Annotated in this window: 14 protein-coding genes and 1 pseudogene; 11 read left to right on the plus strand and 4 right to left on the minus strand. The window is 65.6% G+C overall.

Annotated features, from left to right (window positions below):
* Positions 1–26: 26 nt before the first annotated feature.
* The 5 genes and pseudogenes from DW352_RS01510 (at position 27) to DW352_RS01525 (ending at position 14685) form a co-directional block, all read left to right on the plus strand.
* Complete coding sequence (locus tag DW352_RS01510; RefSeq protein ID WP_115687866.1) at positions 27–737, plus strand: hypothetical protein; 711 nt, start codon at positions 27–29, stop codon at positions 735–737.
* Between the two features lie 10 nt (positions 738–747).
* Entirely contained in the window at positions 748–1341 is a 594-nt protein-coding gene (locus tag DW352_RS01515) for an RNA polymerase sigma factor (protein ID WP_115687867.1), read from the plus strand.
* Positions 1331–1441: pseudogene (locus DW352_RS27600) on the plus strand (hypothetical protein); the annotation flags it as partial. The gene DW352_RS01515 and the pseudogene DW352_RS27600, both read left to right, overlap by 11 nt.
* Positions 1442–1522: 81 nt before the next feature.
* The gene (locus DW352_RS01520) at positions 1523–2317 is read left to right on the plus strand and encodes a FecR family protein (RefSeq protein WP_245434280.1); all 795 of its coding nucleotides are present in this window, start codon (positions 1523–1525) and stop codon (positions 2315–2317) included.
* A gap of 347 nt (positions 2318–2664) precedes the next feature.
* Positions 2665–14685, plus strand: a complete 12021-nt coding sequence (locus DW352_RS01525) for a filamentous haemagglutinin family protein (protein ID WP_162826711.1) — start codon at positions 2665–2667, stop codon at positions 14683–14685.
* A gap of 183 nt (positions 14686–14868) precedes the next feature.
* On the opposite strand, the gene pcaC is transcribed toward DW352_RS01525, so the two are convergent.
* Both pcaC and pcaD read right to left on the minus strand, forming a co-directional pair.
* Positions 14869–15258 carry a 4-carboxymuconolactone decarboxylase gene (pcaC, locus tag DW352_RS01530; RefSeq protein WP_115687873.1) on the minus strand — a complete coding sequence of 130 codons (390 nt, stop codon included), beginning with the start codon at positions 15256–15258 and terminating at the stop codon, positions 14869–14871.
* Between the two features lie 12 nt (positions 15259–15270).
* Positions 15271–16053: a 3-oxoadipate enol-lactonase gene (pcaD, locus tag DW352_RS01535; protein ID WP_115687875.1), complete on the minus strand. Its 783-nt coding sequence runs from the start codon at positions 16051–16053 to the stop codon at positions 15271–15273.
* Between the two features lie 158 nt (positions 16054–16211).
* Between pcaD and DW352_RS01540 the strand changes: the two genes are divergently transcribed.
* From DW352_RS01540 to DW352_RS01555, 4 genes are all read left to right on the plus strand, one after another.
* Entirely contained in the window at positions 16212–16661 is a 450-nt protein-coding gene (locus DW352_RS01540; RefSeq protein ID WP_115687877.1) for an SRPBCC family protein, read from the plus strand.
* 280 nt (positions 16662–16941) lie between these two features.
* On the plus strand, positions 16942–17442 hold the full coding sequence (locus tag DW352_RS01545; protein WP_115687879.1) for a (2Fe-2S)-binding protein: 501 nt from the start codon (positions 16942–16944) through the stop codon (positions 17440–17442).
* A 36-nt stretch (positions 17443–17478) separates the two neighbouring features.
* Positions 17479–19836 carry a xanthine dehydrogenase family protein molybdopterin-binding subunit gene (locus DW352_RS01550; RefSeq protein WP_115687881.1) on the plus strand — a complete coding sequence of 786 codons (2358 nt, stop codon included), beginning with the start codon at positions 17479–17481 and terminating at the stop codon, positions 19834–19836.
* A 135-nt stretch (positions 19837–19971) separates the two neighbouring features.
* The gene (locus DW352_RS01555; protein WP_115687883.1) at positions 19972–20775 is read left to right on the plus strand and encodes an FAD binding domain-containing protein; all 804 of its coding nucleotides are present in this window, start codon (positions 19972–19974) and stop codon (positions 20773–20775) included.
* On the opposite strand, the gene DW352_RS01560 is transcribed toward DW352_RS01555, so the two are convergent.
* A complete protein-coding gene (locus tag DW352_RS01560; RefSeq protein WP_245434281.1) occupies positions 20772–22175 on the minus strand; it encodes a sensor histidine kinase in 1404 nt (467 codons plus the stop codon). The two genes, DW352_RS01555 and DW352_RS01560, sit on opposite strands and share 4 nt — an antisense overlap.
* Complete coding sequence (locus DW352_RS01565; protein ID WP_115694189.1) at positions 22172–22837, minus strand: response regulator; 666 nt, start codon at positions 22835–22837, stop codon at positions 22172–22174. The genes DW352_RS01560 and DW352_RS01565 overlap by 4 nt, the downstream gene beginning before the upstream one ends.
* Before the next feature lie 125 nt (positions 22838–22962).
* Between DW352_RS01565 and DW352_RS01570 the strand changes: the two genes are divergently transcribed.
* Together DW352_RS01570 and DW352_RS01575 are read left to right on the plus strand one after the other, a co-directional pair.
* Entirely contained in the window at positions 22963–23496 is a 534-nt protein-coding gene (locus tag DW352_RS01570; RefSeq protein ID WP_162826712.1) for a hypothetical protein, read from the plus strand.
* 60 nt (positions 23497–23556) lie between these two features.
* On the plus strand, positions 23557–24132 hold the full coding sequence (locus DW352_RS01575) for a hypothetical protein (protein ID WP_115687887.1): 576 nt from the start codon (positions 23557–23559) through the stop codon (positions 24130–24132).
* Positions 24133–24199: the final 67 nt, after the last annotated feature.

The following is a 24199-nucleotide window of genomic DNA, read 5'->3' on the forward strand; positions in this document are numbered from 1 at the left end:
CGACGCGGGCAACGTGCCGTTCGCGGGTGTCGATCGGCATCGCTTGGCGATGGGCTTCGTTCGTTTTGGGTGCCTTTTTATCCGTGGGCGCTGTGAGCGCGGCGGGGGCCGAGGTCGCGCCATCGTCGTTGATGCGGCAAACGATCGTGTTTGACATTCCACCGCAGCCGGTGGCCCGAGCCCTGCTGAAATTCAGTGCGGCGACCGGCGTCGATGTGCTTCTGGATGCGCGTCATGCCGCCACGGACACGAAGTCGTTCGATGTGAGGGGTTCGATGGAGGCGCGCGACGCGCTGGACACGTTGCTGGTCGGTTCTGGATTCGTCGCACGCGAGTTCGGGCCGGACACTGTCTTGGTGGGGACCGCCGCGGCCGGACGCGAAGGTGCACGGGCCGCGTTCTCGGGTCGCGAGAAAGTCTATTTTGCGATGGTTCAAGGCAAGATTGAAACAACGCTCTGCGCACATGCGGAGACGGTGCCGGGACGGTACCGGTTGGCCTTGACGCTTTGGGTTGGTAGATCGGGCAGGGTGGTGCACTTCAAACGTCTGGACACGACCGGTGAGGCGGTCCGCGACGCGGCCGTGGATGAAGCCATGCGCGCGATAGCTTTTGATCAGTCGCCGCCGGCCGGCATGCCGCAGCCGCTCACCTTGGTGATGGCGCCACGCGACGAAGGCGCAGGCGATACATGCCGGTCCGCGGTGCGGACGCAGCGCGACGCGTCGACGCGATAGTCGGGGGCAAATGGTGCAAGGTGGCACGGCGCTGCTGAGGCAATGGCTTATCGCGAGCTACGACGATCTGCGGCGCCGGCTCTCGCGCCGGCTCGGTTCGGAGGATGTCGCGACGGAGGCGCTGCACGAGGTTTGGCTGCGCCTCGATCAGGCAAGCGTTGTCGGCGCTGTCGAGCAACCGCAATCGTATCTGTATCGCATGGCGTTGAATGCCTCGGCGGATCGGCGCCGGGCCGACATTCGCTGGCTCAGCCGCAACCAAATCGCCGCCTTCCTGCGCTCGGAAAGCGATGCCATCGATCCCGAGCATGCTTTCTCGGTCAAATCGGAATTCGTCGCGCTCGAGCGGGCGCTCGCCGAACTGCCAGCGCGAAGCCGCGCCGTTTTTCTCGCCGCGCTGTACGAGGAGTTATCGTATCGGGAGATCGCCAAACGATTCGGCATGTCCGTGCGCTCGGTCGAACGCGATATGAACAAGGCCTTCGATCATTGCACGAAGCGGTTGGGCAAGCACAAAGAAGGACGGCGCGTTGCGGCGCCGGCCGAGCTCCTGGAAGCGAGCCGGTCCGTGGGGCGTGTCCTGGACGCCGGCGATGACGAGTGATCCCGATCTGCTGACGGCGAGTTCGGAGCTTCGCGCCGAGGCCCGGCGTTGGTTGGTGCATTTGCATTCGGGCGAGGTCGTGCAGGCGGACCTCGACGCCGCGCGGCGGTGGCGCGAGCAGAGCGCCGCCCATCGCGCGGCTTTCGCGGAAGCTAATGCGCAATGGCAGGCTTTGCGCGCTATGCGGCGAAGCGCGCAGATAGCCGATGTCGACACGGTCGCGGCGAGACATCGTCTGGGCCGGCGCGCTTTGCTGGGCGGCGCGGCCGCGGCGGCTGCCGGCGCGGCGATATATGTCGGAATCCGTCCGCCTCTCGGATTGTGGCCCTCGTTTTCGGAGTTCACCGCGGATGTTCGGACGGGCGTCGGGGAGCGGCGCCGGATCGCCTTATCGGACGACGTCACCATCGATCTGAATACCAGAACGAGTTTGGTGATGGATCATGCGCGAAACGAGCAAAGACGGATCGAATTGCTCGCCGGGCAGATCGCCGCGACAGTGGGCGTCAACCGCGACGGAGCATCGATGCCGCTGGCGGTCAGCGCCGGTCCCGCGGTTGCTCGTGCTACGCATGCCGTATTCGACCTGAGTTTCGATGGTGAGGCCGGTCATGTCACCTGTCTCGAGGGTTCGCTGACGCTCCAATGCAACGGCGAGAGCACGACGCTTCGTGGCCGTGAGCAGATCGCGTATACAGCGAAGGGACTTGGTGTCGCCGCGGCGAATGATGGTCGGGTGACGTCGGCTTGGCGCGACGGCCGATTGTTGTTCGAGAATGCGCCACTATCGGAAGCGATCGAGGAGATCAACCGCTATCGGCGCGGACGGATCATTCTGATGAGCGGCGACGTCGGGCAGCTGCCGCTGAATGCCGCGTTCCGGCTCGACCGTCTCGATGAGGTCGTGCCGAAGCTCGCGAGCCTGTTTGGCTTGCAAGTGCGGAGGCTGCCCGGCGGCTTCGTCCTCCTTGGGTGATCGCGGGCTCTCTCGCATGAGCCGGACTGTCACGAAATCTTCATCGAAATCTTTGGCGGCTCACGCCGTCGCACGGTCGTCTGGTGAACAGGAAAGCAGCTCCGTCGTCGAAGGCAGGTCGCCATCGACGACGGACTGCGCGCTCAAGCCGAGCAGCCTGTCCGTTCAGAGCCGTGCGAAAAGGTCGTGTCATGTTCAATTCTCCGTCCGTTGCCTGTGAGTCTTCGTTCTCGCGGCACGAGCCTTGCCGCCTGACCTCGAACGCGGCGGACGGTGCTGGGCACGGCCAGGAGCATCGCAAGGCTTCCTGTTCCGTTCGCTTGTTCCGTACCGCCTGCCTCGCGAGCGTGAGCGCGGTCGCTTTGCTGCTGGCGGCGCCTCAGGCCTTTGCGCGACCTTTGGGCGGATATGGCGGCGGGTCGCCGAGCGCTGCGGCGCAGGCGCAACAAGCCGCGCAGCAAGCGGCGCAGAACGGGAGCCTGGCGGCGAGCAATGCGCTCAAGCGCGCGACGCAGGCGGTGCAAGCGATGCAGGCGACGCAGGCGGCGGCGCGGAACGCGGCGCTGCAGGCGGCCGGCGGCGTGCCCAACGGCCTGACGGTCGGCGGCCTGCAGGTCGCGCCGGGCGCGACGCCGGGATCGAGCTTGTGGCAGGGCGCGCAACTGCCGACGCAGGCGCAGGCGAATGGCCGCACGCAGGTTGAGGTGCGGCAGTTCCAGCAGAAGGCCATCCTGACCTGGCAGACCTTCAATGTCGGTAGCGAGACGGATCTGCGTTTCGATCAGCAGGGCAACCGCAACTGGGTCGCGCTCAACCGCGTGCTCGACACGACGGCGCCGAGCCGCATCCTCGGCACGATCAAGGCGGACGGTTCGGTCTACGTCATCAACCGCAACGGCATCATCTTCGGCGGCGCCTCGCAGGTGAATGTCGGTTCGCTGATCGCCTCGAGCGCCGACATCGCCGACACGCAGTTCCTCACCAACGGCATCTATTCGGCGCAGGCCGGCGGCGTCTATCTGCCGAGCTTCACCGGCGCCACCGGCAAGATCACGGTCGAGGCGGGCGCGCAGATATCGACGGCGGCGCCGGCCTCCGTCACTGCGGGCGGCGGTTTTGTCGCCTTGCTCGGCACGCAGGTCGACAATGCCGGCGCGATCGCGACGCCGAAGGGGCAGGCGATCCTGGCCGCCGGCGACGACTTCATCCTGCGGCCGGGCTTCGGCACCACGGCCAACGTCACCTCGACGACGCGCGGCAGCGAGATCGCGCCGGTGATCGGCGCCGGCAGCGCCAGCGGCAATGTCACCAACACCGGTCTGATCTTCGCGCAGCAGGGCGACATCACGCTCGCCGGACGCACCTTGATGCAGGATGGCGTGCTGCTGTCGACCACCTCGGTCAATACGCGCGGCACCATCCATCTCTTGAACGCGGCATCGGATGCGCAAGGCAGCATCACCTTGGGCGCGTCGAGCCTCACCGACATCCTGCCCGAGCTCGACAGCACCGACACCGCGCTCAACACGCAGCGCGACGCGCTGATCGCCGCCTCGGCCGCCGCCAATCTGGCGCGCGCCGGCAGCGCCACCGGCGCCTTCGACAATCTCTCGCTGCTCGCCGACCGGCAGGATCAGTCGCGCATTGAGATCGTCAGCGGCGGCGATGTGGTGTTCAAGGGCGGCTCGCTGACGCAAGCGCAAGGCGGCCAGGTGGCGGTCAGCGCCGGCCGGCGCGTCTTCACCGAGAGCGGCGCCACCATCGACGTGTCCGGCGTGCGCGACGTGGCGGTCGCCATGGCCGCCAACAACATCCAGGTGAACGTGCAGGGCAACGAGCTGCGCGACTCGCCGGTCAACCGCGACAGCGGCAATCTGCTGAACGCCAATGTCTGGATCGACCTGCGCGATCTCATCCTGGTGCCGGCCGGCACCGGCGGCTACGCCTCGGACCGTTACTACACGCCCGGCGGCCTGCTCGAAGTGTCGGGCTACGTGAACAACACCGCACACACGATCGGCGAATGGTCGGCGCTCGGCGGCACCATCACCTTGGCGGCGCCGGAGGTGATCGCGCAGCAGGGTTCAGTGTTCGACATCTCCGGCGGATCGGTCGCGTATCAGGGCGGCTACATCCGTACCTCGAACTTCCGCGGCGCCGACGGACGCAGCTACAACGTCGGCGATGCCTCGGCGAACATGCTGTTCACCGGCATTGCCGGCGGTTGGACGCGCGGCAGCGCGCGGTGGAACGTCAGCGAGACCTGGACCAGCGTCTTCAACAAAGGCGCGGTCAGCACGCGCTGGGAGGACGCTTATACGGTCGGCCGCGACGCCGGCAGTCTCGTTCTGTCGACGCCGACCGCGATCTTCGAAGGCGATATCCTGGCCGCCGTGGTCAAAGGCGGCCGGCAGCTCAGCGCGCGGCCGGACGGCGTCGGCGACGGCTACAAGCTGCCGCAGAACGCCGCGCCACTTGCCGGCACATTGGCGATCGGCCGTTACGATGCGCGCGGCTTGATCAACGGCACCGCCGCCAAGGTTACGTTCGACGACGTCGTCAGGATCACCGCCGGCATGAACGCGGCCGACGCGGTGCCGGCCGGGCGCACCGGCACGGTGCTGTTCGATGCGGGCATCGTCAACAAAGCGCAGCTCGGCGGCCTGAACGTCGCCAGCGACGACGCCATCGCGGTCAACGCGCCCTTGACCTTGGCGCCCGGCGCGGTGGTGACCTTCACGGCGCCCGACGTCGGCATCAACGCCGATATCACGGCGCATGGCGGCCGCGTCACGCTCGGCAACATCATGAGCGCGCAACTGGCCGTCAACCTGCCCGTGCAGTATTGGGCGCTGACCGATGGCGCCGGCCATGCGCAGGTCTCGATCGGCAATGGCGCGACCGTTGATCTCACCGGTCTGTGGACCAATGCCGCGCAGGATCCGTCCGATCAATCGGGCCTGGCCTTCGTCAACGGCGGCAGGCTGAAAGTGGCGACCACCGGCGGCATCACCGTCGCATCCGGCACGCTGCTCGATGTGTCGTCGGGCGGCGCCATGCTGACGAGCGGCAAGATCAAGGGCGGTAAAGGCGGCGATGTCAGCCTGATCGCCAACGACTTCGAGAACCTGCCCGACGGCGGCTTCTACACGACGCCGCGCGACGCCAAACTCATACTTGACGGCCGCGTGCAATCCTACGGCTTCAATGGCGGCGGCACGCTGACCTTGAACGCGGGTCAGAAGATCGTGATCGGCGGCGGCGCGCAATCCGGCGATCTGCACCTCGACACGGCGTTGTTCGCGTCGGGCTTCACGGCCTACGACATCACTGGCATCGGCGGCGTCGCCATCGGCGACGGCACGGCGGTCGCACCGACCGTGCCGGTCTATCGCGCCGACGATGGCTTGGCGTCGCTGCCGACCGGCAGCCGCATCGCGGCGGATCTCTGGCTGCCGCCGGCCTTCCTCGGTAACCCGATTGCCGCCACGGTCACGCCGCGCGCCGGCGCGGACCTGACTCTGGTGGCAAGCAACGGCGACTTCACGCTCGGCCAGGGCGCGTCGATCGCGGTCGATCCGGGCCACGCCGTCAACATCTACGCCTACGGCCAGACCACGATCGACGGCACGATCACGGCCAAGGGCGGCAACATCCTCGTTGCCGGCGCGCAACTGTTTCGAGGTCAGTGGCGCCAGCTCGGCGGCAACGGCGCCTTCTCGCTGACGCGCTCGATCTGGATCGGCGACGACGCCGTGCTCGACGTGTCCGGCTATGCCGCGACCGTCACCGATTTGCGCGGCCGCGTCTCAGGCATGGTGGCCGATGGCGGCTCGATCGCGCTCGGCGGCGCCAACGGCACGGCCAGCGACGCCTTCGTCGTCATCCGCCCCGGCGCGCTGCTCGATGCCTCGGGCACCGCAGCGACGATCGACATCCTCGACGGCAATGGCGCGACGCCGACCGTCGTCGCCAGCGACGGCGGCTCGATCGCGCTCAATTCCAACAGCGGCATCTATATCGACGGCACGATGCGCGCCGCCGCCGGCGGCGCCGGGGCCTCGGGTGGCACGCTGAGCATGAACCTGGTGAGCCGTGTCTATTCGCCGACAACACCCAACGCGCAGGTTCCGGATGGCATTGGCACGGTGCCGGAGGTGCTGCGCAAACTGCGGGACATCACCGTTACCCAGCAGCGCGAGGCCAGCGGGCTTTCCGGCAGTGCTCAGGCGGGACAGGCGGATAGTGGTCTGCTGTTCGGCAATGCCGCCATCAGTGCCGAGCAAATCGCACAAGGCGGCTTTGCATCGCTGGCGCTGCGCACCTCCGACCTGTTCGTGTTTAAAGGGGACGTCAATCTGGCGCTCGCCCGCAGTATCGCATTCGGCGGTGGCATCTTCAGCGTTTCAGACGCAACGCCCAACATCAGTGTCGCGCTTGCCGCCCCCTATGTGAGGATTGACGGCTTCACCGAAGATAAAGTGGGCGCGACACATTATAATCCCGGATTGACCAGTGTGCTCCCGAGCGCGAAGCTAAATAGCAGCACCTTGTCCGTCGCGGCCGATCTGCTCGATATCACCGGTGGTGTTCGCTTCGGCGCATCCGGCCAGCAAGGCAGCGGCTATGTGCGCTGGGTATCCGACACCGATAATACGCTGGGCGGAGGCGCGTTCGTCGATGCTGGCGGCTTCGCGCAGGTCAATCTCATGAGCCGCGGTGATATCCGCTTCGGCAACGGCCGTCTCTCGACCGATAGCACGCAGCAACCCGGAGGCTGGCTGAAGACCAGCGGTGATCTGACCCTGACGGCGGCGCAGATCTATCCGCTCAGCGGCGCCTCGGTGGCGATCTATGCGGGACTGATTGGAAGCCGGGGAAATGAGACCTTCGATCCGGCGCGGCAGAAGACGATCACAATTCGCCGCAGCAGCGGCGACATACCGCAGCAACCGGCATCGGTGTTCGGCAATCTGTCCTTGATCGCGGCCACGATCGACCAAGGCGGTGTCGTGCGCGCGCCGCTGGGCAGAATTATTTTCAATGGTCTTCCAGACAAATTTACCGAGAAGCCCGACGTAACAACGGTAATCTTCCGTGCCGGCAGCGTCACCTCCGCGACAGCTAATGGGCTGATCATGCCGTTCGGCGGCACCGCCGATGGCACCAGCTATCAAGGCGCCGACGGCACCTTGGTCGATCTCGGATCGGCATTGGTGAGTACTGCCAACGGTGCGGTCATCACCACCGGCATTTCCGTGACTGCAGGCACGGTCATCGGGGAGAAAGGCGCCGTCCTCGATCTGTCCGGTGGCGGTTCATTGACGGGCGCTGGCTTCGTGTCCGGCCGCGGCGGTTCGGTCGACACCCTCAAGACGCCGCTCATCAACGCCAACCCGGTCAACACATTCAGTTCGGCTGGCAATAAAGTCTACGCGATCATGCCGGGTTATGCGTCGGCCTACGGACCGGCGATCGCCACTAATGGCGCCGGCGATCCAAATATCGGCCGTCAGATCACGATCCCGGCCGGCGTGCCGGGGCTGCCGGCCGGCAACTACACGTTGCTGCCGTCGAGCTACGCCCTGCTGCCGGGCGCGTTCCGCGTCGAACTGGGTGGCAGCACCAACCGCGCGATGTCTCCGTTCGCGATGGCGAATGGCAGCTATGTTGCGTCCGGCATCCTGGGCGTCGCCAATACAGGCATTCGCGACGCGCTGCCCACCGAGCTCATCCTGTCGGCAGGGCAGGTGACACGCAGTTATTCGCAATATAACGAGACCAGCTACGCCGACTTCGCGCGCAGCAAAGCCGCGTTGTTCGGCAACGTCCGCCCACGGCTGCCCGATGATGGCAAAATCCTGCAGTTCAACATCGGGGCGTCCACCGGGGCGCCATCGTTGTCCTTCGACGGTACCGCGAATTTCGATCCCGCCAATGACGGTATTGCCGGTAGCCTGCTGATTACGTCGTCAGCACCAAGCCACATCATCGATATAACCGCGCCGGGCGTTGCGCCCATCATCGGTCACAGTTCGATTTCGACCGACGATCTCAACGCGTTCCACGCCGCGTCCCTGTTCGTCGGCGGCGGGCCTCTTTATGTCGCGCCAGGTACGACTTCGGGCGGGGTTGAGATCAGCGGGGTCTCGCTGACGGGCGGCGACTCGGTGGTCAACGTTCTCGATGGCGCCTACCTGCAAGCGAGGCAGGTGTTCCTGATCGGCTCATCGATCAGTGTTGCCGGCGGAGCGGCGATCGACACGCGCGGCCAGAGCAGGGCCGGGCTCGATTCGAGCCTCGGCTATGTTTTCCGCGGCGCAAACTTCCTTGCAGTCGCCAACGGTCGGCTCAACTTCCTGCCGTCTACCGGCACCGGGAGCATAATGATCGCTACTGGTGCATCGCTGCTCACCGATGGCGGCATCGTGATCGGGGCGCCAGGATCGCTCAGCATGGGCGACGTCAATTTCGGCGCCCGCTATCTTTCCGTTACGCTGAATACGATCAATGCCGGCGACCCGGCGGCGCTCGCCGCGGCGCAGGCGGCAGGCGTGTTGCCAAACGGTTGGACGTTGAACCAAGCCGCTTTGGACCGGTTGCTACGGCCGTCATCCACCGCGGGCGTGCCAGCGCTCGAGCAGCTCACGCTCACCGTCGGCGGTTCCATCAATCTGTTCGGCAGTGTGACCCTCGATGCGCGAAGCCAGTCGACGAGCGATGTCGAATTCGTGCTCAACACGCCGGCCATTTATGGCCTTGGGAGCGCGAGCGACACCGCGATGGTCATCGCGGATCGGCTGTTCTGGAATGGCATCCGCACCGGCTATTTCGATAACACGGGCGCCGGCACGCCACATTATGGCGTCCAACCGCCGGCACCTATCACTCCCAATGGCGCGGGGACAGGTGCGGGCAATCTCGTATTGCAGGCGCAGGATGTTACGTTCGGCTATGACAAATACAGCCGTCAGAGCGATGGCGTCACGCTGGACCGGATCGCGGTCGGCTTCGCCAATGTCGCGATCAATGCGACCGACCGCATCACAGGCAACAGCGATGGCACGTTGTCGGTCGGTCTCAGCAAAGACCCATCGGGCAAGCTGATCGGCGGCAATCTCACGCTGTCGTCGCCCTTGATCACCGCGGAGGCCGGGGCCACCATCGATTACACCGCCGGCGGCGCCATCCGCGTCGTCACGCCGGCCGGCAGCGTGCCAAGCGAAACGTCCGTCGTTGCCGATCAAGGCGGTACCTTATCGTTCAAGGGCGACAGCGTGTTCGTCGATACGGCCTTCGCGCTACCGAGCGGCAAGCTGACGCTGACCGCGACCAACGATATCGTGCTCGGTGGCAACGCCCGGGTCGATCTCGCCGGCCGCGCCATCACATTCTACGACATCACCAAATTCGGCTGGGGCGGCGACCTGATGCTGCAGAGCGCTAATGGCAACATCACGCAGGCGGCCGGATCGCTGATCGACGTGTCGGCGACCTATAACCAGGCCGGGTCGATCGCCGCGGTCGCTGATGACGGCGTGATCGCGCTGGACGGGACTCTGCGCGGCAGCACGGCCGATGATGCGCAGAGCGGCCGGATCGGCCTGCGCGCCGCGAGCCTGGGAGATTTCACCGCGCTGAACGCGATGCTCAATCAGGCGGGTTTCTTTGGCGGTCGCGCCTTCGTGCTCAAGCAGGGCGATCTTGTGGTGGGCGCGGGCGTGCGCGCGCATACGGTGTCGATCTCGGTCGATAACGGCAGCTTGACCGTGAACGGCACCATCGATGCATCGGGCGCGAAGCCCGGCAGCATCCGTCTCGCGGCGCGAGACGATCTCACGCTGGCTTCAACGGCGAACCTCGATACCCACAGCACCGTGCTGCAGACCGACAGCTACGGCGCGCCGATCGAGGCGAATAACACGGCGCATGTGGACCTCACGAGCTCGCAGGGTTGGGTAAATCTTGCACCCGGCGCGAGCATCGACATGCGATCGGCGGATGGCATTGCGCGCGGCAAGCTCGAGATCAACGCGCCGCGGCTCGGCTCGGGGAGCAGTGCGACCGGTGCCGGCGCGCCGGACAATGCGACCGGCGATGATATCGCGATCTCAGCAGCCGGTCCGCTGAACATCCGCGGCGCCGCCTCGGTCGCGGTCAACGGCTTCGCCACCTACACGAATGCGCCGGCCGATCCCGACGATGCCAATGGGCAGATCATCGATCAAGCTTGGCTCGATCTGGTCGATGAGGACTCGACCGTCTTTTACAACGCCGCGCTCGGCAATACGAACCTCCAAGCTCGGCTTGCCGGCTTGAAGAACATCGCTGGCTCGACCTTCCATCTCCGTCCTGGCGTTACGATCGCGAGCGCAACGCCGAACGGCAATCTGACGGTCAAAGGCGATCTCGATTTTTCTAATTATCGCTACGGCCTTGGCGCCGACACACAAAACCACACGGGTCTCGGCGAAGTCGGCGTGATCAACTTCCGCGCCGGCGGCACGCTGACGGTGAAGGGCAGCATCAATGACGGCTTCGCGCCACCGCCGGTCTCGCCCGATGCTTTGACCACGTTATTCTCCGGCACGCTGGGGGCAGATTACACGGTCACGACGGGTGGCGTGACGTTGGGGGCGGGCTGGTTGACGGGCATCTTCAACGACTGGGATCCGGCGGTGACGGTTGGATTCGACATTCCGTTGGGGCCTGGCTTCCTCATTCTGATCGATCCCACGCCCGATCATCCAATTCCGATCGATATCCCGCTAGCGCAGGATCTGATGTATGGCGGGTTTGGTGATCCGCTTGGCGGCGATATTCGCGACGCCAATGGGCATATCCTTTATAGGGCGACCGACATCCTTGATTGGGGGACGATCATTCCGGCCGGCAGTGTGCTCGGCAGGGGCATCAATTCCTCGATCGGCGGCTGGGGTGGAATCTATACATCTCTAACCGCTTGGCCGGCCAATACCGATCTTTACATGATCGGCGGTAACCCGGTCGAAAAGGCAATATCGCTCCCACCCGGCACCGTGCTGCCATTCAATTTTTCGCTCACGGATATAACTCTGACCGGACCTGGCGATCGCAAGGTCTGGGCAACCTCGGCGATGCAGACGCCGGGCGCGCAGTCCTGGTCGATGCGGCTGGTCGGGGGCGCCGATCTCACCGGTGCCGACAGCCGCGCGTTGCAAGCGACAACCAAGCTTGCGAGCGGCACCGGCAATGTTGTGTTGAACGATCCTTTCACCGTCAATCTGCTCGGCACGGGGACATCGAGCGCCGGGGTCAGCGTGGTGCGCACCGGCACCGGTAATCTGGAAATTCTCGCCGGCGGTAGCTACCGGCAGGATTCGCCCTATGGTGTCTATACGGCAGGCACGGCAATCGCCGTGGATAGTGCCTATAACACCGGCCGCGCGCTCGCGCCGGACGGCACTGTGCTTGGCAGCACCGACCATCCGCAAAATGCCGACTATGAGGCGACGTTGAAAGACGCGGGGGGCAATTATCGGCCGCGGATGTACTACACCGAAAATGGCGGCGACTTCCTGCTGGTGGCGCAAGGCGATATCGGCGGCAAGCAGAAGATGGTGAATACGTCGCAAAGCGACTCCACGGTGGTTGGCAACTGGCTATGGCGTCAGGGTGGTAACGGGCAAGCCACCGCCTGGGGCATCAATTTCGGCAGCTATGTCGGGACCGATATCGGAGGGGGGCCGCAGATCGGTCTTGCTGCCTTCTCCGGCATGGGCGCGCTTGGCGGCGGCAACGTCACGCTGCAAGCCGGCGGCGATATCGGTAACGCCGGGCAGGGCGTCGTCGTTGCTATTGGCGGCAGCGGCCGGGTCACGGCCGACGGCCAATTGATCCAGACCGGCGGTGGCACGCTGTCGGTCGTCGCCGGTGGCAATGTTGGTACCGGGGGCAACCAGTTCGTCAATCTGCGTGGCGACACACAAGTCGCGGCCGGCGATTTTGGCAGTCTCGTCAGCAAAAACTATGGATATAACGGGCAGTTCGATCCACGGCCGCTCGACCCCTTCAAGAATTTCGGAGTCGCGGCTTTTGCGGGGGGCTCTTTCGCACCGGGCGATGGTGCGATCGCCGTACGCGCGCGCGGCGATCTGGCAATGGGAAGTATCGACGATCCTGGCCGTGTCACTCTCGGTCAGGACACCGCCGGCGGGGCGAATGGCGTGAAGAGCTCGACGTGGTTCACGCTGTGGACCGGTCGCACCGTAATCGATCTGACCGCCGCCGGCGGTGATGCGTCGCCGCTGTCGCCAAACCAGTCGGTCGGCATTTTGCCGTCGGTGTTGCGGGTCACAGCCGCAAGCGGTGACATTTTCCTGAACCCGGCACTGGACGGAGTCTCGCTGATGATGCCGTCGCCGGATGGCGAGCTGCAATTGCTCGCGCAGGGTTCGGTTATCGAGGTCAATTCCACGACTGCGTCGTTTGGCCCGCTATCGACCTCGCTTGCCAGCATTGCGACACCGTTCAGACCCGCATGGGCATGGCACGCATTGGTCGGCTCCAGCGATACCGTGCAGGAGTCCAATCTCTGGGCGCAGGGAAATATGCTGCGCGATCAGCTCGGCGCGACGGAAGCTGGGATAAACGCTCTCGGCCGGCTGTTCGCATTCGGCCCTGACACCACCAGCGATGCGAGTGCAGCCGGCAACGGCGTCCGCTCGAAGATCTATGCGCTGACTGGCGATATCAGCGGTTTGCGCTACGGCGAGGTCTATCACGACGTCCAGTTCCTCGGTTCAGGCTATGTCGGCACGGATTATTATCGTGCGGCAAAGCCGATCGATATCATCGCCGGCGGCGACATCTTCAATATTGGCGGCCTCATCCTGCACAGTGAGCCGACCGACGTGTCGACCATCGCCGCGGGCGGCAATGTGATCTATGCGGGAACGAATGTGGGTTACTCTGTTGGGGCCACGTCCGTTACGGCGGTCGGCCTGCAGATCGCCGGCCCCGGCACGCTCGAAGTCACGGCGGGCGGCAACATCTATCAAGGCTCGCTCGCCGGCATAGAAAGCATCGGCGCATTGGTGCAGGGCGACAGCCGGCCGGGTGCGAGCGTCGTGCTGCAAGCCGGCGTCGGCCAAGGCACGCCCGGCGTCGGGCAGGTCGATTGGACGGGCTTTGCCAAACTCTATCTCGATCCGGCCAATCGCGCCGGCGCGGGACCGCTGGCGGATCAGCCGGGCAAGGTCGCGAAGACCTACGACACTGAACTGGTGACCTGGCTCAAGGATCGCTTCGGCTATAGCGGCGCGGACGCGGATGCGCTCGCTTACTTCAACGCGCTGCCGGGCGCGCAGCAGCGCGTGTTCCTGCGGCAGGTCTATTACGCCGAGCTCACGGCCGGCGGCCGCGAGTATAACGACAAAGCGAGTTCGCGTTTCGGCAGCTATCTGCGCGGCCGTGAAGCCATCGCAGCGCTGTTCCCGGCCGGTAATTATGCCGGCGACATCACGATGTTCAGCGCCAAGGCGGCCTACAGCACGACGATCAACAGCGGATTCGTGCACACCGACTTCGGTGGCGACATCCAGTTCCTCACGCCGGGCGGTAAGGTCGTGGTCGGCACCGAGGGGCTGGCCCCGGGCGCCGACGCAGGCTTGATCACGCAAGGACAGGGCGAGATCCAGGTCTATTCGAAGGACAGCGTGCTGCTCGGCCTGTCGCGCATCATGACGACGTTCGGCGGCGACATCCTGATCTGGTCGGCGGAAGGCGACATCAACGCCGGCCGCGGCTCAAAAACAACGGTGCTCTACACGCCGCCGAAGCGGACGTATGACATCTACGGCAATGTCACGCTGTCGCCGGTCGTGCCGTCGAGCGGCGCCGGCATCGCGACGCTCAATCCGATCCCCGAGGTCAAGGCCGGTAACATCGACCTGATTGCGCCGCTCGGCACGATCGATGCGGGCGAAGCGGGCATCCGCGTCTCGGGCAACGTCAACCTGGCAGCGCTGCAGGTCGTCAACGCGGCCAACATCCAGGTCCAGGGCACGACGACGGGCGTGCCGGTGGTGCAACTGCCGAACGTCAGCGGCGCCTTGGCGGCGTCCAACACGGCCGGCGCGGCCCAGCAGACGATGACGCCGGCGGGGAACGGCAACGCGGCGCAGCCCTCCATCATTATCGTCGAGGTGCTGGGCTTTGGCGGTGACGATTCCACGCCCGAAAACCACCGCCCCGACACGCGGACCGATGTGCAAGGTCGAGGCCAGGAATCGCGCAGCGCTATTGAGGTCATCGGTGCCGGCGAACTGACACCGGGCCAGCGTGGGAAGCTGACCGAAACCGAAAGGCGTAATCTCGGTGCGCCTTGACGGGGCGATGGGCGGCCATCTTTTGCCTCCCGTCGTCGCGCCGCCTTCGGCGTGCACCGTACTCGTAAGGGACCGATCTCTTAAGGACCTGTGACGGCGCTCGTCGTATGCCGCCAACGGAGCGTCTCCGTTATGTCGGGGTTAACCGACGCACGAAGACGCCAAATGAGCGAGGGAGCCGCGCTATTTTGCTTTCCCGACCTCGGCGATGATCTCGGCGGCTTCCTTGAAGGCGTGGTTCGCCGCCGGTACGCCGCAATAGATCGCCTGCTGCAGGATGATCTCCTTGATGTCGTCCGGCGTGAAGCCGCCTTCGGTCAAGGCCGCGCGCACATGCATGCGGAATTCGTCCCACTTGTCGATGGCGAGCATGGTGCCGATGACGAGAATGCGGCGCGTGCGTTCGTCGTAATGCGGCCGCGTCCACACTTCGCCCCAGGCGGCGCGGGTTATGAAGTCTTGGAACTCCTCGGAGAAGGCCGTCTTCTTGGCGTTGGCGCGGTCGACCCAGGCATTGCCAAGCACCTTGCGCCGCTGCGCCATGCCCTTTTCGTAGCGTTCGCGTTCGTCCATGGGAAAGCTCCTTCAGCCAAGCAGAAATTCGAGCGTCGCTTTGGCGAAGGCCTGCGGTTGCTCGACGTTCGAAATGTGGGCGGCGTCGAGCGCGACGAGCTTGGCGCCTGAGATGGCTTTCGCAATCGCCTCGCCGGCGGCGGGCGGCGTCGCCGGATCCTGCGTGCCGACGATGACCAAGGTGGGTGCCTTGATGGTCGGATTGCTGTCGCGGAAGTCGATGTCGCGGACGGCGGCGACGCTGGCCATATAGCCTTCGTGGTCGGTGGCGACGAACATCTTGGTCATCCATTCGATCTTCTGTGGCGCGCGTTCGCGGAAGCCCTTGGTGAACCAGCGCTCCATATTAGCGGCGACCATCTCGCTCAATTGATGGTCTTTGAGAAAGCGGAGACGATCGTTCCACGGCGCCTTGTCGGCATAATGGAAATGGGTGTTGGCCAGCACCAGCTTCTCGATGCGGTCCGGAGCATGGGCGCCCAGCCATTGGCCGTCCATGCCGCCCATCGACAGGCCGCACCAGTTCGTCTTCTCCACCCCCAGCGCGTCAAGGACGGCGAGGATATCGCGGCCGAATAGCTCGGAGCTGTAGGGCCCTGTCGTCGTGCCGGACTGGCCGTGGCCGCGGCGGTCGTAACGGATGAGCCGGAAGTGTTTGGCAAATTCGGCGGCCTGGTCGTCCCACATGTGGAGGTCGGTGCCGAGGGAGTTCGACAGCATCAGCGGCGGCGCGTCGTCGCGGCCTTCCACCTGCACGAAAAGGCGGCAGCCATCGTCGGTCGTAACAATCGGCATGAAAAATTCCTCCCCGCCCGCGGAACGGTTGCTTTGGCAACAGACCTAACGTGCCCGTATGCGGCTGCAAAGCTCTTTTCAGCGGGCCATTAAGGGCTTAAAGGCCAGGGTTGGGCCGGCGCCGATTGGCTTGGCCGCGTGAGAAGGAGACGACGCCAATGGCGATGACGATGACGGGCGAGGTTCAACTCGCCGCGAGCCGCGACACGGTATGGGCCGCGCTCAATGATGCCGAGGTGCTCAAGGCCTGCATCCCAGGCTGCGAAGAACTCAACAAGACCTCGGACACCGAATTCCAGGCCGTCGCCACGCAAAAGATCGGCCCGGTCAAAGCCCGCTTCAAGGGCAAGGTGCATCTCACCGATCTCGACCCGCCGAACGGTTACAAGATTTCCGGTGAGGGCGATGGCGGCATCGCCGGCTTCGCCAAGGGCGGCGCAACGGTGGCGCTCTCCGACAAGGACGGCGGTACGCTGCTGACCTACAACGTAGAGGCGCAGATTGGCGGCAAGCTCGCTCAGCTCGGTCAGCGCCTCATCAATGGCGCAGCCAAGAAGGTGGCCGACGAGTTCTTCCAGAACTTCGCAGCCGCGGTGGCAGCCAAGTAGCTTCGCGCTGGCGGCACAGCCGCCATGCATTTCCCTAAATTGCCGGCGGCGCAAAAACGGCTCGAATCTGGCCTAAACGATTTTGTGAAAGGCCGATTTGCCGATTTTTGCGCCGTTTGCGATGGAGTCCCTTGACCCGATAGGGGACGGGGGTTCAAAGTTATTGTAGTTCTAAACCGCGATCGGGCCGGGAATCGGCTCGATTCCGCGGCTCAGTCGTCCCCGCGAGGTGCGGGAGGGGCGAAAAAGGGCCGATGGGCCCCAAGTCGGGAGGAAGGCCATGCCGTCCGTATCCATGACGGTGAACGGGAAACCGGTCACCGGCGATGTCGAAGCGCGCACGTTGCTCGTTCAATTTTTGCGCGAAAATCTGCGGCTGACCGGCACCCATGTCGGCTGCGACACGTCGCAGTGCGGCGCCTGCGTTATCCACATCGATGGCATCGCCGCGAAGTCCTGCACCACGCTTGCGCTCCAGTGCGAAGGCGCGTCGATCACCACCATCGAAGGCTTGGCGGAAGCGAACGGTCCGCTGCACGCGATGCAGGAGGCCTTCCGCGAGCATCACGGCCTGCAATGCGGCTTCTGCACGCCCGGCATGATCATGGCCGCGCTCGATATCGTGCGCCGCAACGGCAACGATCTCGACGAGCATACGATCCGCGAGCAGCTCGACGGCAACCTCTGCCGCTGCACGGGCTATCACAACATCGTCAAAGCCATCCAAGCAGGAGCCAAGGCCATGGCCGCGGGCGCGCCGAGCGCCCAAGCCGCCGAGTAAAGCCGACTAAAAAACTCAAAGGGAAGGAAGACCGCCATGAGCGCGACGGGTATCGGCGCGGCGGTGCGCCGAAAGGAAGACTTCCGCTTTATTACCGGCAAAGGCCAATACACGGACGACGTGACGCGGCCGGGCGAGACGCGCGCGGTGTTCGTGCGCTCGCCTCATGCTCACGCCAAGATCAAGAGCATCGACGCCGGCGAAGCCAAGCGCATGCCCGGCGTGATCGACGTCCTCACCGGCGCCGATCTCGCCGGCGACAAGATCGGCAATCTCATCTGCGGCTGGATGGTCCACTCCAAGGACGGATCGCCGATGAAAATGTCGCCGCATCCGGCGCTCGCGGCCGGCAAGGTCAACCATGTCGGCGACGCGGTCGCGGTGGTGATCGCCGAGAGCGTCGCGCTCGGCAAAGACGCCGCCGAGAAGGTGAAGGTCGAGTACGAGGAGCTGCCGGCGGTGGTCGATCCGGCGCAGGCCAAGTCCGGCCCGCAGATTCACGACGTGGCGCCGAAAAATACGATCTACGAATGGTCGCTCGGCGACGCCAAGGCGACCGAAGCCGCGTTCGCCGCGGCCAAGCATGTCACCAAGCTCGACTTCATCAATAACCGCCTCGCGCCGAACGCGATGGAGCCGCGGGCCGCGCTCGCCGAATACGACGCCGGCACCGATCAGCTTACGCTGTGGAACACGTCGCAGAATCCGCACGTCGCGCGCCTCGTCATCTCGGCCTTTGTCGGCATCGCGCCGGAGCACAAGCTGCGCGTAATCGCGCCGGATGTCGGCGGTGGCTTCGGCTCCAAGATCTTCATCTATCCCGAAGAAGTGGTGTGCCTGTGGGCGTCGCGCCGCGTGCGCCGTCCGGTGAAGTGGACGTCCGAGCGCACCGAGGCGTTCCTGACCGACGCGCACGGCCGCGATCACATCACGCATGCCGAGCTGGCGCTCGATGCCAACGGCAAGATCCTGGCGCTGCGCGCGCACACCATCGCCAATCTCGGCGCCTATATGTCGACCTTCTCGTCGTCGGTGCCGACCTATCTCTACGCCACGCTGCTGTCCGGCCAGTACAACATCCCGCACATCTATTGCGAGGTGGACGCGGTCTACACCAACACCGTGCCGGTCGACGCCTATCGCGGCGCCGGGCGTCCCGAGGCGACTTTTGTGGTCGAGCGTCTGGTCGAAGTCGCCGCGCGCGAGATGGGGCTCGAGCCGCCCGAATTGCGCAAGCGCAATTTCATCACGAGCTTCCCGCATCAGACGCCGGTGATCATGGCTTATGACGCCGGCGACTATAACGCGTCGCTGAAGAGGGCGATGGAGCTTGCCGACGTGAAGGGCTTCGGCAAGCGCAAACGCGAAGCCGCCCGTCACGGCAAGCTCCGTGGCCTCGGCTACTCGACTTACATCGAGGCCTGCGGCATTGCGCCGTCGCAAGCCGTCGGCTCGCTCGGCGCCGGTGTCGGTCTCTGGGAAAGCGCGGAAGTCCGCGTCAACCCGACCGGCAGCGTTGAAGTGCTGACCGGTTCGCATGCGCACGGGCAGGGGCACGAGACGACGTTCGCGCAGCTCGTGTCGGAGCGTCTCGGCATTCCTTTCGAGAACGTCTCGATCGTGCACGGCGACACCGACAAGGTGCAGTTCGGCATGGGCACTTACGGCTCGCGCTCCGGCGCGGTCGGCATGTCGGCGATCGTCAAGGCGCTCGACAAGGTCGAGGCCAAAGCCAAGAAGGTCGCCGCGCACATGCTCGAAGCCGCCGAAGGCGACATCGAGTTCAAGGACGGCAAGTTCACCGTCGCCGGCACGGACAAGTCGGCGGCGTGGGGCGATGTCGCGCTCAACGCTTATATCGCGCACAAGTTCTCGGGGCAGGAACTGGAGCCGGGCCTGAAGGAAACGTCCTTCTACGATCCGACCAACTTCACGTTTCCGGCCGGTTGCCACATCTGCGAGATCGAAATCGATCGCGACACCGGCAAGACCGAAATCGTGAAGTGGACCGCGGTGGACGATTTCGGCACGGTCATCAATCCGATGATCGTCGAGGGCCAAGTGCATGGCGGCATCGCGCAGGGCGTCGGCCAGGCCATGCTGGAAGGCGTGATCTACGACAAGGACGGCCAGCTCGTGACCGGCTCGATGATGGACTACACCATGCCGCGCGCCCACGATTTGCCGGCGTTCAAGGTGGAGACCACCGAGACCAAGGCGCCGTCCAATCCGCTCGGCATGAAGGGCTGTGGCGAGGCCGGCGCGATCGCCGCACCCGCCGCGGTGATCAACGCCATCACCGATGCCATCGGCACCGAGCAACTTGCTATGCCGGCCACCGCCAACGCGGTCTGGTCGGCGCTGCAACGCGCGACACCGCGCGCTGCGGCGTGAACGACTTACTCCTCATCCTGAGGAGCCCGCCGGAGGCGGGCGTCTCGAAGGATGAGGCCCGGTCCTTACCCTTCGAGACGCGGCCTCGCGGCCGCTCCTGAGGGTAAGGACGAAGAAGATCGCAGGAGAACTGACATGTACAACTTCACCTTCCATCGTCCGACCACGGTGCGTCAGGCGGCCGGGCTGCTCGCGCGCAATCCCGAAGGCAAGATCCTGGCCGGCGGACATTCGCTGCTGCCGGTGATGAAGCAGCGGCTGGCGCAGCCATCGGCGCTCGTCGATCTGTCGCTGGTCGAAGGGCTGACCGGTGTCGAGGTCAAGGGCCGTTCGGTGGTCATCGGCGCGATGACGCGCCACGCCGACGTCGCCAAGTCGCCGGTGCTGCTCGAAGTGATGCCGGGTCTTGCCGCCGTGCCGGGCTCGGTCGGCGATCCGCAGGTGCGTAACCGCGGCACGATCGGCGGCTCGATCGCCAACAACGATCCGAACGCCGATTATCCGGCGGCCTGCCTCGGCCTGGGTGCGACCATCATCACCAACAAGCGCCGCATCGCCGCCGACGATTTCTTCCAGGGCATGTATACGACGGCTTTGGAAGACGGCGAGATCATCACCAAGGTCAGCTTCCCGATCGCCAAGAAGTGCGCCTACGAGAAGTTCAAGCATCCGGCCTCTGGCTTTGCGCTGGTCGGCGTGTTCGTGTCGAAGCGCGGCCCTGACATCCGCGTCGCGGTGACGGGTGCGGGCGCCAACGGCGTCTTCCGCGTGAAGTCGTTCGAAGAGGCGCTGAAGAAGCGCTTCTCGCCGAAGTCGATCGAAGGCATGTCGATCCCGGCAACGGGCATGAACGTCGACATTCACGCCTCGGCCGAATATCGCGCGCATCTCGTGGCCGTGCTGGCGCGCCGCGCCCTCGCCAAGGCGGTCGCGGGCTAAGCCGCGCCGGCCGCGCGCGGCAAGGTCAGCGTCGCGCGCAGGCCGCCGTCGGCGGCATTCTGCAACATGAGTTCGCCGCCATAGAGTTCGGCGAGTTCGCGCGCGATCGGCAGGCCGAAGCCGAAGCCCGGCGCGCTCTCGTCGAGCCGGGCGCCAGGCCGCAACGCCTGCGCCATCTCCTGCTCGGACAGGCCCGGGCCGTCGTCTTCGATGCTGAGACGGACGATTGGGCCGTCGGCTGCCGCACGGATACGAATGACCGTGCGCGCCCATTTGCAGGCATTGTCCAGCAGGTTGCCCGCCATCTCATCGAGGTCCTGCTGCTCGCAGGCCACGGCGACATCGGCACCGACGGCGACGTCGAACGTCAGGTGCCGCTCCGCATAGATTTTCCGCTGCACCACGACGAGATCGGCGATCCGCGGCGCGAGCGCCGTGCGGGCGCGCGCCGGTCCGTTCAGCGCCGCCATGCGCGCGCGGCCGAGGTGATGGCGGATGCGGCGCTCCATCAGACCGGTCAGCGCGGCCAGATCGCCGGCGGCGCTGTCGCCGCCTTTGCGCTCGGACACCGCCAGCGCCAGGGTCGCCAGCGGCGTCTTGAGCCCATGCGCGAGATTGGCGACATGGGCGCGGGCGCGCTCGAGATTGGCGGCGTTCTGCGCCAGCAGCGCGTTGATCTCATCGACCACCGGCTGCACTTCGCGCGGCTGGTCGTCCGGGATGCGGTCGATGCTGCCGTCGCGCACGCCCGCGATATCGCGCCGCAGGCGTTCGAGCGGTCTGAGACCAAGGCGCACCTGCAGCACCATGGCGAGCACGAGCGCGCCGCCGAGTGCGATCAGCGACAGCGCCAACGTACCCATCGCGGCGCGCAGCGGGCCCATCACCGCATCGCGCGGCGCGGTCGCGAGAATCGTCACCGGCGCGCCGCCGACCACGATCTGCAGCACGCGGTAGTGGAGGCGCATCCCGTCGGGTCCCGGACCATCGGCAGGGCGCACATCCGTCGGCTCGGGTGGAGGCGGTCCGGGCGGGCGATGCGGCGGCTTCGGCGGGACGCGCGGAAGAGCGAGCGCACGATCTTCAAGCGAGGCCGCGCGCAGCGTGTTGCGCGGGCCCTCGACCTGCCAGTACCAGCCGCGCTGCGGCCGATCGAAAGGCGGGCCATCGACGGCGCCGCTGAGGCGCAGCGTGCCGTCCTCCGCCATATGCAATTGCGATTGCAGGAAGACGATCTGGGTGTCGAGCCGCTGATCGATCTGTCCTTGCACGAAGCGATGCAGCGCGAAGCCGATGGCGAAGGTCGCCAGCAACAAAGCGAGAGCGATGAACAAGGCCGCGCCGAGCAGCAGCCGCCGGCTGAGCGAAGCGCCGCGCCATCGTCCGCGCCAGCGCATCATGCGTCTCCGGCCGTCAGCCGATAGCCCCGTCCGCGAACGGTCTCGATGGCGTCGCGCCCGATCTTGCGACGCAGCCGCGCGACGATGACTTCGAGCGAGTTGGAGTCCGTGCCGGCGTCGCCTTCGTAGACCGTCTCGGACAGTTCGATGCGGTCGATCACGGTTTCCTTGCGCATGATCAAGCATTCGAGCACGCGCCATTCGAGCGCGGTCAACTTGAGCGGCAAGCCGTTCAATTCAAACACGCCGGTCTGGGCATCGAAGGTCAAGGCGCCGCAGGCGATGCGCGGGGCGGCGTGCCCCGCCGCGCGCCGCACCAGCGCCCGCAGCCGCATGATCAGCTCTTCCACGCGAAAGGGCTTTGTCAGATAGTCGTCGGCTCCAGCCTTGAAGCCCTCGACTTTATCCGTCCAGCCGTCGCGCGCCGTCAGGATCAGCACCGGCAGCGAGCGGCCGCCGGCGCGCCAGGCCTGCAAAACCTTGGCGCCCGGAATCTTCGGCAGGCCGAGGTCGAGCACGGCGGCATCGTAGTACTCGGTATCGCCGAGATGCTGGCCGTCCTCGCCGTCGCGGGCGATGTCGACGGCGAAATTCTCAGCACGCAATGCGCTCGCGATTTCCTGAGCCAGCAGGGCGTCGTCCTCGACCAGAAGTATTTTCATCGCCGTGTTCTGCATCCCGCCGAGGGCTAGTCCCGCGAGCTTAACTCAACCTGAACGGTTCGGTTCAGCTTGGCGAGGGCGGGGCGCGCGTAGGTTGGCGGCATCAAACGTTCATGGAGATGACGATGACTGAAACGTCGAATACGCCAGACACCGTGCCGCGGCAGCCGCCGCGGACATCCCGCCGCCGGGTGACCGTTGCCGCCGGCATCGTCGCGGCGCTTGCCATCGGCGGCATTGGCGGCGCCGGGGCTTCGCGCCTCATTCACCGGTGGGAGCCGGAGCGCGTGATGCTGCTGCAGCCGGAGGCGATTGCCCAGTTCAAAGACGACACCGTCGTGGCCGCCAAAGGCACGGTCGCCGAGATATTCGGCAACAAGTTCATCCTGCAGGACGACAGCGGCCGCGCGCTGATCGATACGGGACCGCGCGGCGAGGACGTCCGCATCGCCGACAAGGGTGAGGCCGTCACGGTGCAGGGCCGCTTCGATCGCGGCGTGTTGCACGCGCAATTGCTCGTGCGTCCCGACGGTTCGACGCAAGCCTTCGGTCCGCCACGTCCCCCGCGGCCGCCGCACCCACCCATCGATGGCCCTGAGGCGCGGCGTGGACCACCGCCGCCGCCGCCGCCAGGACCTGACGCGCCGCCCGCGCGTTGAGCGCCTGCCGGGCCGGCCCCGCGCCGGCTCGGCCCTTCCTCTGCCATTTAGGAACATGACATGCCGCATCATCCCATCATTTCCGTCACGGGCCGGATCACGCACGTGTTTGCGCATCGCTTCGTCGTCGAGACCAAGCGCGGCGCCGTTCTCGCTGACGTCACGCCACATGGACTCGATCTCGTCACGCTGCGCAAAGGCACGGCGGTGTCGCTCGAAGGCGAGATGAAGCCGTCGGAACTGAAGGTCCATCGTTTCGCGAGCGGCCGGAAGACGGTGACCATCGAGCACCACAAGCCGCATCACCATCACGGCCCGCACCACCACCACCATCACGAGCCGGCGGATCCGAAGGTGGCGCGCGCCAGCGCACGGGCCGCCGGCTACGAGGTCATGAGCGAGCCGCAGCGTCACCCCAAGCATTTCGAGGTGCTCGGCCGCCAGAACCGCCGTTTCACCGAGCTGCACATCGCTCTCGACGGTGAGATCTACAAGTGGAAGCCGGTGCGGGCGGGCGATCCGAAGTGGCCCGAGGCGGTGAGCGCGCCGGCCCGCCGCCGTCCCGCGCCGCGACGATCGACCAAAGCCGTCGCGCCGCGAAGGCGCGCCAAGTCCCGCGCGCGCGCCGCCGACTAACCCCGACGCGCTTCGGTCGAACGAAATCGTCCGCCGTGGCCGAAGGCTGCGGCGGACGAAGTGCTGT

The sequence above is a fragment of the Pseudolabrys taiwanensis genome (assembly GCF_003367395.1).
Lineage (GTDB): Bacteria > Pseudomonadota > Alphaproteobacteria > Rhizobiales > Xanthobacteraceae > Pseudolabrys > Pseudolabrys taiwanensis.